Origin of the sequence: Mesorhizobium sp. M1006 (assembly GCF_040318825.1) — a bacterium.
Lineage (GTDB): Bacteria > Pseudomonadota > Alphaproteobacteria > Rhizobiales > Rhizobiaceae > Mesorhizobium.
In genome coordinates this window covers 77,947-92,538 of sequence record NZ_JAMYMZ010000009.1, presented here as the reverse complement: position 1 = coordinate 92,538, position 14,592 = coordinate 77,947, and the positions used below count along the sequence as shown (strand labels likewise).

Annotated in this window: 10 protein-coding genes; 2 read left to right on the top strand and 8 right to left on the bottom strand. The window is 64.1% G+C overall.

Annotation, left to right across the window (positions count from 1 at the left end; all coding sequences use genetic code 11):
- Nucleotides 1-9: 9 nt before the first annotated feature.
- Genes NKH60_RS11200 through NKH60_RS11190 form a run of 3 tightly spaced genes read right to left on the bottom strand, consistent with a single transcriptional unit; the run spans nt 10 to nt 2,888 of the window.
- The gene (locus tag NKH60_RS11200; protein WP_352612702.1) at nt 10-1,152 is read right to left on the bottom strand and encodes an extracellular solute-binding protein; all 1,143 of its coding nucleotides are present in this window, start codon (nt 1,150-1,152) and stop codon (nt 10-12) included.
- 20 nt (nt 1,153-1,172) lie between these two features.
- Nucleotides 1,173-2,333 (bottom strand): CaiB/BaiF CoA transferase family protein, encoded by a 1,161-nt coding sequence (locus NKH60_RS11195; protein WP_352612178.1) that lies wholly within the window; start codon nt 2,331-2,333, stop codon nt 1,173-1,175.
- 3 nt (nt 2,334-2,336) lie between these two features.
- Entirely contained in the window at nt 2,337-2,888 is a 552-nt protein-coding gene (locus NKH60_RS11190; protein ID WP_352455282.1) for a MaoC family dehydratase, read from the bottom strand.
- 190 nt (nt 2,889-3,078) lie between these two features.
- Here NKH60_RS11190 and NKH60_RS11185 point away from each other — a divergent pair, with 190 nt between their 5' ends.
- The gene (locus NKH60_RS11185; RefSeq protein WP_352612181.1) at nt 3,079-4,176 is read left to right on the top strand and encodes a lactonase family protein; all 1,098 of its coding nucleotides are present in this window, start codon (nt 3,079-3,081) and stop codon (nt 4,174-4,176) included.
- Between the two features lie 52 nt (nt 4,177-4,228).
- On the opposite strand, the gene NKH60_RS11180 is transcribed toward NKH60_RS11185, so the two are convergent.
- The 5 genes from NKH60_RS11180 to NKH60_RS11160 form a co-directional block, all read right to left on the bottom strand.
- Nucleotides 4,229-7,477: an AfsR/SARP family transcriptional regulator gene (locus NKH60_RS11180; RefSeq protein WP_352612183.1), complete on the bottom strand. Its 3,249-nt coding sequence runs from the start codon at nt 7,475-7,477 to the stop codon at nt 4,229-4,231.
- Nucleotides 7,478-7,914: 437 nt separating this feature from the next.
- Nucleotides 7,915-8,637, bottom strand: a complete 723-nt coding sequence (locus NKH60_RS11175) for a phosphoadenylyl-sulfate reductase (protein ID WP_352612185.1) — start codon at nt 8,635-8,637, stop codon at nt 7,915-7,917.
- 36 nt (nt 8,638-8,673) lie between these two features.
- Nucleotides 8,674-10,104, bottom strand: coding sequence for a putative sulfate exporter family transporter (locus NKH60_RS11170; protein ID WP_352612187.1), 1,431 nt, complete (start codon nt 10,102-10,104; stop codon nt 8,674-8,676).
- Nucleotides 10,101-12,188 (bottom strand): di-heme oxidoredictase family protein, encoded by a 2,088-nt coding sequence (locus NKH60_RS11165; protein WP_352872127.1) that lies wholly within the window; start codon nt 12,186-12,188, stop codon nt 10,101-10,103. Before NKH60_RS11165 ends, NKH60_RS11170 begins: the two co-directional genes overlap by 4 nt.
- A 339-nt stretch (nt 12,189-12,527) precedes the next feature.
- Nucleotides 12,528-13,241: a GntR family transcriptional regulator gene (locus NKH60_RS11160; RefSeq protein WP_023676076.1), complete on the bottom strand. Its 714-nt coding sequence runs from the start codon at nt 13,239-13,241 to the stop codon at nt 12,528-12,530.
- Between the two features lie 258 nt (nt 13,242-13,499).
- On the opposite strand from NKH60_RS11160, the gene NKH60_RS11155 reads away from it, so the two are divergent.
- A complete protein-coding gene (locus tag NKH60_RS11155; RefSeq protein ID WP_352612191.1) occupies nt 13,500-14,588 on the top strand; it encodes an ABC transporter ATP-binding protein in 1,089 nt (362 codons plus the stop codon).
- Nucleotides 14,589-14,592 lie beyond the last annotated feature (4 nt).

Here is a 14,592-nt window from a genome sequence, read left to right as displayed (position 1 = left end):
TTCGGTTGTTCAGGCTCCTCCGCCGGCAACGCCGGACACCTGCGTCGAAAGGCTCTCCCGAAACAGGCGATTGAGATCGGCAACGACGCGAGCGGCATTGTGCCTTTCGCTCAGGCCGAGATTGATGCGATCGGACGCCGCCTGCTGGAACGCCATATAGCCGTCGTGCCGCGGCCTCACCCAGGCACCTTCGAGCGTAGCCCGCGTGTCCTTGTAGAAATTGCCGGCAGCGGCGTTGACGGCGGCATCCGCCCAGGCTGCCGCATGGCCGGGCTGGCCGCCGGCCGAGGCGTAGGGGCCGCGCTGCACGTCACCGCTGGCGATCCAGTAGGCGAAGTCGATTGCTGCCTGTCCGGCCTTCGAGAAGGCCGACACGGCGATGCCGGTCCCGCCGAGCGCCGAGCCTTTGGGGCCGGCATTGCCAGCGGCCGGGATATCCGCGAAAGCCAGGCGGGTGGGTCGAAACCCGGCGATGGCATAGGAGACATAGCCATAGATCAGCGGCGCGCAGGCGATCCGCGAGCCGGATCCGGCCATTTGCTCCAGAACCGCGATCGGATCCATGCCAAGACAGGCCGGGTCGACGAGGGCTGCGATCTCGCGCATCATCTCGAAGACCTGCTTGCCCGCTGCCGGATCCACGTGGTCGCCAGGGCCTTCACCGGCGGGCCGGCCGAGATTGCCGGCAAGCGTGTAGAACACCATCAGCGAATGCGGCGGCCTGAGCGGCAACAGCTCGTGGCCTTGCCGCGCCAGATCGAGGGCATCGGCCCAGCTCGCCGGCGCAGCCGAAAGCATGTCGGGCCGCCATGCCTGCACCTGGCTGGCCGCGTCGATCGGAAACGCCCACTGCCGGCCTTGCCAGTTGTAGCTCGGAAAGGACGGGCCGACACTGCTCGCCGCAAGTGCTGCACGTTCGGCTTGCCGGCCGGCGACATCGAGCGGCGCCAGGCAATTCTCGGCGGTGATCTGGCCGACATGCGGATGGTCGACGACGATCAGGTCGTAGGCACGGGCCAGTTCCTCGACCGGGAAGGATTCAAAATCCTGCAGCGAGCGCTTGTCCCATTCAACGGCGATGCCAGTTTGTTGCTTCCACAGTCTCGAACAGGCGACCATCGGGTCATAGCCGCGCGGATGGCTCCAGGTCATGCCTTTGAGCGTGACGTCGCTCACAGCCCGAACTCCGCGCGGATTTTTGCGCTGTGCTCGCCGATGCGCGGCGCGGCCCGCTCGACCTTCGCGCGGATGCCGTCTACCCTGAGCGGCGAGCGCGTGGTGAGGATCGAAACGTCATCCTCGCGCGTCACCGTCTGCAGCATGTCGAGGACCTGGAAGCCTTCGCTGGCCATCATTTCCGGCCAGGTCAAAACCTTGGCGCACCAGATGTCGGCAGGCTCGAGAATGGCAAGCCATTCGTCGACCGTCTTCGTTGCGATCTTTTGCGCGATGATCGCCTTGATCTCGTCGCGGGCGGTGAACCAGGTCGACGGCTGGTCGCGATAGGGCGCAAGCTCCTCGAGCCCGAGGAGATCGGCGAGTTTCGAGATCGGCGTCATGGCGATCGCCAGATAGCCGTCCTTGGCCGGATAGACGCCGTAGGGCGCCGAGAGATAGGCGTGCGCGCTGCGGAAGCTCGACCGCCGCGGCAGCCGGCGCCCGTCATTGAGATGCGTGGTCAGCACCTCGAACTGGAAGTCGACCAGCGCTTCGAGCAGGCTGGTCTCGACATGGCTGCCCTTGCCGGTCACGCCGCGCCGCACCAGTGCGGCGAGGATGCCTTGCGCGGCGGCGGAACCCGCCAGCATGTCGGCGATCGCCAGGCCGAAGGGCACCGGCCCTTGGTCCTCGTCGCCGTTCAGCCACATCACGCCGGAGCGGGCCTGCGCCAGCAGATCCTGCCCGGGCCGCTTGACCCACGGGCCTTCCTCGCCATAGCCGCTGATCGAGGCATAGACCAGGCGCGGATTGATCTTGCGCACCGCCTCGTAATCGAAGCCCAGACGTTCGATGACGCCGGGCCTGAAATTCTGGATCAGCACGTCGGCCCTGGCCAGCAGTCCGCGCAGCGCCGCAAGGTCGGCCTCGTCCTTCAAGTCGATGGCAAGGCTTTCCTTGGCGCGGTTGATCGCATGGAAAATGGTGGAATCGCCGCCGATCTCGGTGTCGCTGAGATAGAGCCGGCGCGACAGGTCGCCGCCGTCCGGCCGTTCGATCTTGATGACGCGAGCGCCGAGGTCGAGCAGTCGCAGCGAGCAGTAAGGCCCGGACAGGAACTGGCTCATGTCGACAACGATGAGCCCGGTCAGCGGCAGTTCGGCAATGGCAGCCATTGCCTATTTCTCCGTCTTGCCGGCGAAATCGGCCGGATTGCGGTATTTCACCGTCTGCAGGTGCTCGCAATAAAGCACGAGCTCGCCTTCACCCTTGAAGACTTCATAGCTGGCGCGGATCAGCCCCATTTCCTTGTATTTTGGCTTCTTGTCGAGGTTGGAGCGGATTGAATAGATCGTGTCGCCTATGAACACCGGCTTGATAAAGCGCAATTTGTCGTAGCCATACGAAAAGGCGTTGATGCAATTGGTGGCGACGAGACCGAGCCCGGCCGAGAACACGAAGGCCCCTGCCACCAGCCGCTTGCCGAAAATGCCTTGCGTCTCGGCGAACATCTGGTCCTGCACGTATGGATGGATGTCGAGCACCAGCGTGTTGAAGAGATGGCTGTCGCCCTCGGCAATGGTCCGGCGCAGCGAGCGGATCTTCTGGCCGACCGGCCAGTCTTCGTAAAACCAGTTCTCCGCGTTCCAGACAGGAAGGTCGGCGTGATCCCTAGGCATGTTGGCGGGGTGTGTCGATGCCACGCCCACGGTTGGCGCGAAACCGCTCATGACAACTTCCTCTGGGAGCGGGAATCGTCCATCAGGGCGCGCCGCAGACCAGCGAAATGCATGATAGATCCTCCCGTCAATCTTCTTTTGTGAATAGTATTTTCACATATGGGGTTGTGTTGCAAGCGAGTCTCGGCGAAATTTTGCCTGCTCCGTCGGGGCCAATGCCAGCGGAACAAGGGAGGAAGTGATGCAGAATGCCTGTCTGATTTTCGTCGGCAGCCTCAATCGCGACGCCCCGTATTTTCAGGGCGCGCGCGGCATCGGGCTGGGTGTCTACAGTTTCGACGAAGGGACGCTGCAGACGAAGAAACTGGCCGAGACGGGAGACATCGACAATCCCACCTTCCTGTCGGTGACGCCGGACGGCTCCCACATCTATGCCAACTCAGAAGTGTTCACCTGGCGCGAAGGGGTGGTCTCGGCCTACCGTTTCGACAGGCAGACCGCCACGCTGTCCTACATCAACAAGCAGCCGACGCTGGGCAGCATCACGGCGCACAACACCATCACGCGCGACGGGACCAAGCTGCTGGTCGCCAATTACGGCATGGGCGAGGGCGGCCCCGATCGCTCGGTCGTGGTTTATGGGTTGGGTGAGAATGGCGGCCTGACAGCGCCGTTGTCGAGCGTTGCCCATAGCGGGACCGGGCCAGATCCTGCCCGCCAGGAGCGGCCGCATGCCCATAGCGTAACCGAGACGGTTGCCGGCGGCATGGCAATCGTCGCTGACCTCGGCATCGACCGGCTGGTGTCCTATCGCATCGGCTCAGACGGCAGCCTGACGAAGCTCGCCGAGTCGGCGCTTGCGCCAGGCGCGGGTCCGCGCCATCTCGCACTGCATCCGGGCGGTCGCTTCGTGTTCGTCATGAACGAGCTGGATTCGACGGTTGTCTCGCTGGCGCTGGACGAAGCATCAGGCAAGCTTACCGTGATCGACAGCAAGCCGGCCGTGCCGCCCGAGGCGCGCGACGGCAATCACTGCGCCGACATCCAGATCTCGCCTGACGGCCGCTTCATCTATGGCTCCAACCGCGGTCATGACAGCATCGTCGTGTTTTCGGTCGACCAGCAAACCGGCAGGATTGCTCTTGTCGACTATACGCCTTGCGGCGGCGCCACGCCGCGCAATCTGGCACTGACGCCCTCGGGCGGCCATCTGTTCTCGGCCAACCAGAATGCCGACCGCATCTCGATTTTCGCCCGTGATGCCGCAACCGGCCGGCTGACCGACACCGGCCGATCCATCGATATTGGCACGCCGATGTGCGTGAGGATCGTGCGTTGAGCGCTGGCGGGTGAAAATTCCGCCAGTACCATGGCCATAAGAACGTGTCGTTTCAATACGAGTGTCGGGACGCCCGTCGCGCGAGATAGGGAGCCACCAGCGCGCGTATGTCTGCGGCCGCTACGTCACCGGCAGCACGCAATGCGCGCTCGTAGCGCCCATATTCGTCAACTGCGCCTTCGAAATCATTGCGGCACAGTTGCTCCTTTATCAGCGCTTTGCAGATCGGTCCGGCATCTGGATAGAAGTCCAATACCCCTAAATATATCGCCCGTGCTTTGTCGGCTTGGTCGGCCGCGCCCAGCCGCTGGCCGAGCCGCAGCCCAAGATCGATCAGTTCGCGACGCACGCGCTCGCAAGCCGGGAGCGACCAGGAAGCGGTTCGCTCGTGCAACAACAACGGACCCGGGAATGCATGGAAGAGCGCCTCCGCGTCTGGCCGCAATCCCTCCGCATTGACCTTTGCGACAGTCTTGAGCCGTGCTTCCCAGTCGGCGAGGTCGACCCAGACCTTGTCCGATGCAAGGCGAAGCTTGCCTTCGCGCTGGACGATGAGGTCGGTCCGTCCCAACAGCTTGCGCAGCCGATGAAGCGCCTGGTCGCACGCCGCCCGCGCCTGGTCGCCGTCGAGGTTGGGCCACAGCCAGTCCTGAATGGTCTCCTGCGAGCAGGTATTTTCCTTTGAGATAGCCAGCACTCGCAGGATGTCGAGGGCCTTCGTCGGCGGCTTCGCGCCGAGCGCGAGAGGGTTTGCATCGAGTTCGAGCCGAAAGCCTCCGAGGACGTGGACCCTGAGCGGCCAGGGCCAGGCGGCGGGCCGCCGGGGCGGCGGCTCGAGCCGGCGTTCGCGGATCAACGACCGGCAGAACTCGGGCTCGGTGCCGCGCTCAAGCGCATCGCCAAGCAGTTCGGCGAGCAATTCCGGGACATTGAGCAGCACCATTGGCCAGCTGATGTCGCGCAGCGCTTCCAGGAAGGCCTGCAGCCGGTCGCCATAGTGCGGATCGTCGCTCCACAGGTTCTCCAATGCGGCCGCTGCCAGAATGCATATCTCGGTTCGCTTGTGGGCGCCGCCGTCCAGCCGCGGCAGCAGATCGCTGAGAAGCACGGCGGCTTCGCGCGGCTTCCTGTCCGCCAGCAGCACCTGGAACTGCGTGATGTAGTGCGGCCAGCGCTCGATCATCGGCTCGTTGGCCGCCTCGATGGCAGTCATGAAGCGCTCGCAATCCTGGTAAGCGGCCGTGAAATCGCCTTGCCTGGCATGGAGCGCGGCGTGGCAATCGGCGACGACGGCGACCTGCGTGGTGAAACGGCTGTCGGCGATCTCGGCCAAACGCTCGACCACTTGGTGGAACTCGGCAAAATCGTTGCGGACCTTCATCTGCATTTGCAAATGGTAGAGCCCCCCGAACTCCACGCCCCTCAGCGATTCGCGCTCGCCAATCGCGATCGCCGCCCGCAACGCCGCTTCGGCCGACGGATAGGGAAAATCCCTTCTCTTATAGGGAAAATAACGTCCACTTTCCGCACCAAAGGCGACCAGCCACATGCCGAGAATCCAAGGCAGCACGCTCTTGTCACTCAAATCGTCAACGACGCTGTCGACGGCCTTGGCGAACAGATCGGCGCGCATGGTCGATACCGAAAGATCGATCAGCGTTTCGCTGGCAAGCAGCCGCAATCCGCTCGGATCGTGCTCGGGATTCCGGGTCAACCGCTCCAGGAGTTCGGTTTCGAGTGCTTGTCCGGCGGGGCTGCTGCGATAGCAGTCGTCGCCGAAGTTCAGCGCCCGCATCATGCCAATGCGTACCAGCATCGCTTCCTCGGAAGGTAGTTCCGGAAGCCCGCGTTCGATAAGCTCGAACGCCCGTCGCGTCCACATGGACAGACCTTCGTACGTGCGCCAGCTGGCCGTCTTGACCAACACCGCCCGCGACACCGTGAGGCACAGGCCGCGCAGATCGTCGGCCTCGCCAAAGGCTTGCCACGCCTTGGACAGCCAACGCTCCGCCGCAGCGTCGTCGGGCATGTGGGCCACGCCCAGCCAATAGAAATGCCAGCCATTCATGATGGTTTCCGGCAATCGGCCGCACCACTCGATGAAGGTCGCGCGGCTCCCTTGCGCCAGCAAGTCCTCTGCGCGGCTCAGCAGCAGTTCGCTCGCTTGGTCCCAGTCGTCGGCCTGTAAGGCGAGGCGTATGGCTTCGTCATGACGGCCCGCCCCCGCAAGGACCTTCGCCGCCTTTCGCCGGAGCGATTGCTGCTCTTCCCTGGCAATTTGTTGTGCGAAACGACGCTCGAGGAAGTCGCGCAAGAGGTCATGAAGGTGAAAGATATCGCGGTTGTTTTCCGAGCGCGTGACCAGAAACTGTCGCCTGTAAAGCCTGTCGAGCAGCTTTCCTGCTTCGCCCGACCCGATCATCTCGTCAGCCAACCCGGCGCTGATTTCGGGCAGCAGATTGAGTTTCAGCAGCATGTCCTGGTCGACGGAGGGAAGGGAAAGGAAGAAATGACGACCGAGAACGTCGGGCAGCACGTTCTGCCCGCCGGGGACCGTCTCCGTTGTGCCGTCCAGTCCGGCTTTGGTGCCTTGGTCCGCGAGCAGGACGAGCCCGACCGCCCAACCGCGCGCCGCCTCGACATCGACCCGAGCGGCGTCCCTCGAACGCAGGTGGACGAGATCGCGCGCTTCCGCGGTCGAGAATTCGAGCGCGTGGCGGTCGATGACAGCCATTTTGCCCTTGAGAATGAGGTCGCCCAGTTCCTCCTGGGGCAGCGTGCGTGAGACACAGATGCAGCGGACGGTGTCAGGAAGTTCACGGAACATCTCGGAAAGCACCGCCCGAAATTCTGCGGTATCGGCGTCGTGCAAATCATCGAGCACCAGAATTGTGCCAGGCTTTAGCCGAGCGAAATAGGCTCTGGAAAAGCGCCTGGCGAACTCCTTCGGCTGCTCGGCATACTCGACGCCGAAGACCGGCATGTCTCCAGCCGAGACTGAGTCCAGCGACTGCGCCAGATATTGAAAGAACCGCGCTATATCCTGGTCGCCCTCATCGACACGGTACCATATGTGCGGCGCCTCGACGCTTTCGAGATAATCGATGACCGCGGTCGTCTTGCCGTAGCCGGCCGGTGCCGCCACCCAGCATACGCTCGACCGCGACACCCGATCGATCGCTTCGAGAACGCGGTTCCGCCTCAATATCCTGGCGCTGCGCGGCGCCGCCAGCTTGGCGATCCGGCCTGTGCCCGAGAGCGGTTGCGTCGCATCGGCTTCAAAGGCATCTAAGGCGGCCATGGGGGCTCCCGCTCGACCAATCATCGAGCGACGGTCGTGCTGCCATGACCGTCCCGCCGATCCGATTGACGTTAGCCTGGCGCAGTCATGCGACAATTCGTGGGGGCTTCGTAGATGAAGCGGCACTGGCTGATCCCGGGAGGGCGGATCTCGATGGTTGCGCAACCTGAAACTGGGCAATGGACGGCGGGCGAACCTCGCACTCGGTCTTCGACCGTCGGCTCCAAATCCGGTAGAAGACCTGATCATGGCTATTCCCTCCGATTGGCAAGCTCATGGGCTGCCTGGCAGTCCTTTCCAAACGCACGAGCTCATCCTGTGCGCAGTGGCATCCGCGCACATCGGTACGGTCACCTAGTTTCCCGGCGATTGATCTCCCAGTTTTCGCAAGCGTGCCTAGTTTTCAAGGCTTGTTGGGCGCCCGGGTCTTCGGTGCCTTACGCAACCGGAAATCGGGAAGCGGACGGGACCGGATTGTGCGAGGGGATGGGCGACCGGTGGATCCCGCACTCTGTTTTCGACAATCCGCTCCAGCGGCCCGCGCGCGGATTGTCCGCACTGCCGCACGCGACGGTGCAGGGCGCACAACCGATCGAGAAATAGCCTTTTTCGATGAGCGGATGCCGGGGAAGGCGATGATGGTCGAGATAGACCTCGATCTGCTGCCGGGTGAAGCGGGCGAGCGGCTCGATTTTCAGGCGTCCGTCAGTTTCTTCCAGCGTCGCAACATCCGTGCGAACTCCGCCATGATAGCGCTTGCGGCCGGAAATCCAGGCCTTGAAACCGCTCAGGGCCTTCTCGAGCGGCAGCACCTTGCGGATGTGGCAGCACCGGTCCGGATCGCTGCGGTGCAGCGATCCAGAGCCGTCGAGCACCCGCAGGACATTTGCCCGGGGCGTGACGATGCGCACGTCGGTGAGGCCGAGCAAGGCCGTCAATTGCGTACGATAGGCGACCGTTTCCGCAAACAGCTTTCCGGTATCGAGCGTGACGATGGGGAGCGACCTGTCGATCGATGCGGCCATGTGCAGCAACACCGCAGATTCCGCGCCAAATGAGGAGACGAGCGCTACCTTTCCGCGGAACAAGTCGGTGACGAGTGGCGCCAGCAGCTCGGGTCCGTCGAGATGGTTCAGCTCCGCGATGATGCCTTCATGCATGGCGATTCGGTCCGGTTTTGGCGTGACGCGGCCGGTTCATAGTCTGCTCACGAAATCGAGGATCGCCTGGCGGTCGGCCTCGTCCAGGCCGAAGAAGCGGTCGCGGACGATCTGCGCCGTGCCGCCATGCGCGAACACTGCATCGCGCAGTGTGGTCGCGCGGCCGTCATGTAGGAAGCGCTGGCGCAGGCGGATGCCGACCAGCGGCGTTGTCCGCCATTCGGCGCCGATGGCGTTACCCTGGATGATCTTGTCGTCGAGCGCCGATCCCATGTCGTGCAGCAGAAGGTCCGAGTAGAGCCTGACTTCGCCTTTTGTGCCCGCCAGCGCCGGCACATGGCATTTGGCGCAGCCGACCGAAGCGAAGAGCCTTCCGCCATCGCTGGCCAGCATTGCGCTTTCGCTCGAGACCGACGGCGAGGCCAGGAAGCCGGCCGAGAACGGGATCAGTGCGCCATAGGCCAGGGTTGCCGACAAAAGCACTCCGCTGGAGCCGAGGCCGATCAGGCGCCACGCACCGCCGGCTTCGCCGAGACGGCCGATGCGTGTGGTGACCCCGAGCGCGACCATCACCATCAGGAACAGGAACTGGTCGACGTCGAGAATGCCGCGGCGCAGTTGCGGATCGAGCGTGATTTGCGAATTGAGCATCACCACGCCGATGAAGGCGACGACGAACCACGGGAACGGGATCGGCGTTGCTCCGGGCGCGCTCTTGCGGCCGCGAAAGAACGTGCCGATGGCCAGCAGAAGCGGGATGAGCATCAGCACCTTGCTGAGCTTGACGAGGGTAGCGGTGTTCAGCGCCCCGTCCGAGACTGCGAAGGAGGCGCCGTAGACCTGCGCCAGTTCGAAGATGCTCGCGCCGACGAACACGCCGTAGAGCCGGTCGTCGAGATGCGGCAGCCAGCCGCCCAGGAACATCACGGGATAGACGAGCAGCGCCGCGGTGCCGCTGAGCGTGATCAGGGCGATCGCAACCCCCGCGCTCTGGTCGCGTGCGCGCATCAGCGCAGCCATTGAGAGAATGGCGGCTGCGCCGCAGACGGCGCTTCCGACCGCGACCAGCAACGCGATCTCGGCCTCCAGCCTGAACAGCCTACGTGCGATGGCGTAGAGCAAAGCCGCGACCAGGATCAGTTCGATGGCCGCCACCGCGAGCGGCATCAGCCCGAGATCGAGGAACAGTCGCGTCGTGATGCGGAAGCCGACAAGGACGACCGCCAGGCGCAACAGGTAGCGCTTGGTGAAGTCGAGCCCCGGGCGCAGGACGTCGCGGCAGGCAAAGCTGTTGCCGATCAGCAGCCCGAAGAGCATGGCGACGAGGACCGGATTGCGCGACAGCGGCTCACCCAATCCGCCGGCAATCCAGCCGCCCGCAAGGGCGAGCGCGGCCGCCACGGCGATACCGGGCAAGATCGAGCGCGCTTGTTCCGGCGCATGCGAAAACGTCAGGGCGATGCTCATCGCCTGGCCTCCTCGGCCGGGGTGAGCATTCGCAGATAGGCAGCCACCGCCTCGATCTCGCCGGACCCTTGTTCGACGGGTTGCGTGTCCGTCCCGCTGTGGCCGGAGACGACGCTGGTGATGCCGAGCTCCCTGGTGAAAGCGTCGGCGACCATCTCTTCGAGGACCGCAATGTCGGCCTTCCAGCCATAGCGGCCGACGCGCGTCGCGCCGTTGGCATCGAGGACATAGTGCGGGCGGCCCTTGATCCCGTCGCCTTTGCTGACTGCCTGCGCCTCGATGACGCTGTCGGGTATGTCGTCTATGCCAGCGACGCCGTAGAGGCTGGGCGGCATGCGCAGCGAGATGACATTGGCCTGCTGCGGCAGTGCAGCCGGTTCAGCCGCGATGCCGGCACCATCGCGCAGCATGTAGCGCCGGGCGACCGGGCTGTTGGGATGATCGATCGGGACCGTGCGCCCGGATCCCGGATCCATATGGGCTATCCTGCGCGCGAAACGGTTCTCATCCGCGCTCGCACCGCCGGGGCCGGGATGACAGGACAGGCAGGACGTCGCATTGAACAATGGTCCAAGACCGGTCCGCGGCGTGAAATCGGTCTGAAACAGCTCCCTTCCGCGAGCGGCGAGATCTGGGTTGGCGGCAGCATTTTGCGTCTGCTGGGCCGTCGCCGACACGCCGTGCTCGTCAAAAGCAGGGACCTCGAGCAGCGCTCCGTCGCGGCCGGGAAATCCGGGAAGCTCGCCGCCTATCGTTATCCAGATCCGCTGCGCGTCCGCCGACGTTGCGATGGCTCGCAGGCGATCGCCGCCGAGAGGCCCAAGGCCAGGGATGTCGATCGTCGCTCGGGCGAGAAGCCGGCCGTCCTGGCTTATGCGCAGTAGCGAGCCGTCGCCGCGATTGGCGACGAACAGGTCCGACCCGCCGGCAAGCGTCGTATGGCTCGAAAAGTGCGGATTGGCGATCTCGGGGACAGCCGCGGCGATGTCGACTGGACGATCGAATTCCGGCAGCGAGACCATGCCAGCCCCGGCGACCGTGAAATGCCGCCGGTCGTCTTGCAGTTTCAGCAGCACCAGCCGGTCGCGGCCGGGGTCGGCGATGTAGAGAACACGGTCCGGATTCCACTTGAAGGCAATGCCGATGACGCCGGGATCGTCGCCGCTGTTGCGGCCCATGCTCACCGTGCCAGGGCCGGCCAGGCCGTCGACACCGTCCTGGACATGGATCTGGACCACGCTGCCGTCCGCAGTGACCGCGGCGAACACGGCAAATCCGCTGCCGTCCGGTGACGGGCCGAGAAACGCCGTTCCGAGCGCACCGGTCTGCAGCCCGCCGGGCGTCAGTTGGCCGCTTGCCCGGTAGTTCAGCCGCTTCGCCAGCCATCCATTGGCCAGCCAGCCGCGCGCCAGCCATCCAGTGGGTTGAGCGATCTGCGCTTGTTTGCGATCGGTAGACCGGCCGGCGAACACGCCGCCGGCCTCGCGGCTTGGCGCATTGTCGAGCGGGGCTCCGTCGGGGTCGACGACGGTGACGCTGCCTTCGCCGGCCAATCCGTTCGGCGCGTTGGCGATCCAGGGCCTTCCAAAGGCGTTGTTGATCGAGATGTAGCGCGGTCCGGATGCCGCCGCCAGCCGCGCCGTTCGAGCCTGGCCATTGTAGCGCCGGTTGAGGAATGGCTCGCTCTGCGCCGTGTAGAGCTGGACTGGGCTCGGTCCGCCATAGTCGGCTAGATCTTGGTCGGTGAGATCCTGCGGAACCAGGATCGTGCCCGATTTGTCGCCGCGCGGATCGATTGACAGGATCGCGCCAGGTTTGAATACGATATCGCCTGGTGGCGCGCCGAAATTGCTGCCTACCGCGACCAGAACCCTAAGCGGATCGAGCACACGTCCTTCGCGCGTGGTCAGCAGGAATTCCGGATTTCCCGGTATCGGTCCGCCATTATGGAAACGCCCCACCTCGCGCACGCCGGCCACGCCCGGCAGCCCGACGGCGACGATACGGGCGCCCAGGCGCCAGGCGGAGATGTGATCGCTGGTGAAGCCCACCGTCGACAGCAAGATGAAAGACACCGCTGTCATTCCGGAGATAATCCGGCCAAACGAAAGGTCCAGCGAGGCGCAGCTTCCTCGCGACCGACGAGTTTTGACGAAATCCATAAGCACCGCGGCAAGGCCCTTGCGCATTGCGACATCCCCGGCTCGATACCTCGATGCGTCTACATGCGGCCCCGAGCATGTGACGCTTATCTCGACGCAATCATTGAGCGGGTGCACTTACGTATCGTGTACGGCACCTCAACCGCCGGCCGTATCTTGCGCTTTGGGGGAAGGCGTGCGGCCGCGCGCGCTTCGCAAGGCAAGCGCTTGTCGGGCAAAGGTGATTATGGGCATGGCGAGGTTGCCGCGAACGGCAAATTTTCAGAACTCGAGCGCCTGCCTGAGTGCCGGGCCGCTCCTGACGCGCAAATCGAGGTCGGCCTCGATATGGTCGATGTGGTGCAGCATCAGCGCGCTGGCGCGTTCGGCATTGCCATTTTCCAGCGCCTCGAGGATCTGCGTGTGTTCGTTGTGGCCGCAGCTCGAGATGCCCGAGCGGCCATAGAGTGCGATCACCAGCGATGAACGAGCGACCAATTCCTCCATGAAGCGCTGCAGGATGACGTTTCCCGCGACCGACGCCAGAAGCAGGTGAAAATCCCCCGACGCCTTGATCTCCGATCGCCTTGCGTTCGGTCCGCGTTCGGCGATGAAACGGCCTTCTTCGTCGAGCTGGGCCTTGAACGCGGCGACATGCGCCGGCGTCATCCGTCCGGCGGCGGCGATCGCGATGCCTGGTTCGATGAGCCGGCGCGAAGCAAAAACCTGCCGCGCTTCCTCCGGCGACGGATTGGCGACGAAGGCGCCGCGATTGCGCTCGGTGCGCACCAATCCCTCGAAGGAAAGCATCTGCAGTGCGGCACGCGCCACGGTGCGGCTGACATCGAACAGCGTGCCGACTTCGCCTTCGGAAAGCTTTGTTCCCGGCGCCAGCCGGCGATCGACGATCGCGTCGCGCAACTGGTCGCGGATCGCCTGCGCGCGATCCTCGTTGGCGGCCTCGATAGCAGGGAAGGTCTGGTCGGCAATGTTCATGGCAGTGGTCCTGCGTTCTTCTACCCTGAATCGCATCGCTTGGACGAGAGACAAAGTGAATACAGAGATGAAAAAGATTGCATACGATCTTTGCGGAGATCGGCGGCAATCGCCTATAATTTGTGCATTGCACAAGGCCGACGTATCGGCAGCTACATAGAGGCGGCCCTGATTTCTTCGAGGATTCAGTCAGTTGGTGCGGCGGTGCGCAACTGGCACGCATGATGCTTTGGCTAATCCGACCAAAGGGGAAGCTGGATGTCCAAAGCCGCCGAAATCGACATTGTGTCCGTTTCGAAAGTCTATGGCGCGACGACTGCCGTCGAAGGCATCAGCCTGAAAATCCCTGCCGGAACCTATTGCTGCCTGCTCGGTCCGTCCGGCTGTGGCAAGACCTCGACGCTGCGCATGATCGCCGGGCACGAGAGCATATCGAGTGGCGACGTGCGTCTCGGCAACACAGTGGTCACCGACCTGCCGCCGGCCAGGCGCGGCACTGCCATGATGTTCCAGTCCTACGCACTGTTTCCGCATCTCGACCTGATCGACAACGTCGCCTTCAGCCTGAAGATGAAAGGCGTCGGCAAGGAGGAGCGCCGCGCCAAGGCGCTCGACATGCTGAAGCTGATGCAGATGGAGGCCTATGCCAGCCGCCGCCCGGCGCAGCTTTCCGGCGGGCAGCAGCAGCGCGTTGCCCTTGCGCGCGCCTTGATCACCGATCCCGAGGCGCTGTTGCTCGACGAACCGCTTTCGGCGCTCGATCCTTTCCTGAAGATCCGCATGCGAGCCGAACTGAAGAAGCTGCAGACGTCGCTCGGCATCACTTTCGTCCACGTCACCCACAGCCAGGAAGAGGCGATGGCGCTGGCCGACCTGATCGTGGTGATGAACGACGGCCGTATCGAGCAGGCGGCGCACCCTCGCACGGTGTTCGAGCGGCCGGCCACGGCCTTCGTCGCTCGTTTCATGGGCGACCACAATGTCATCTCCGGGCGCGTCGCCGGCAGTCGCGACGGCATGGTCGTTTTCGATGTGCCCGGCGGCGTCACGTTCGCCGCCAGCGGGCAGGGCAGGGAGACCGGGGAACCCATCGACATCGCCATTCGCACCGACCACGTGCGCATCGGCGAGCCGCCGGCAGCCGGGCTCGGCTTCACCGGCATTATTGCAAACGTCGAGTACCGCGGTTCGACCGTGAAGCTCTCGGTCAATGGCGCCGGCATCGAGGATTTCACGGTGATCGTCGACGACACCAGCTTCTTCGCCAGGCCGGTTGCCGTCGGCGACGCAGTGCCGATCGCCTGGGACGCCGAGGACGCGATCGTCCTTGGCCGTCTCGATTCCTGAAATC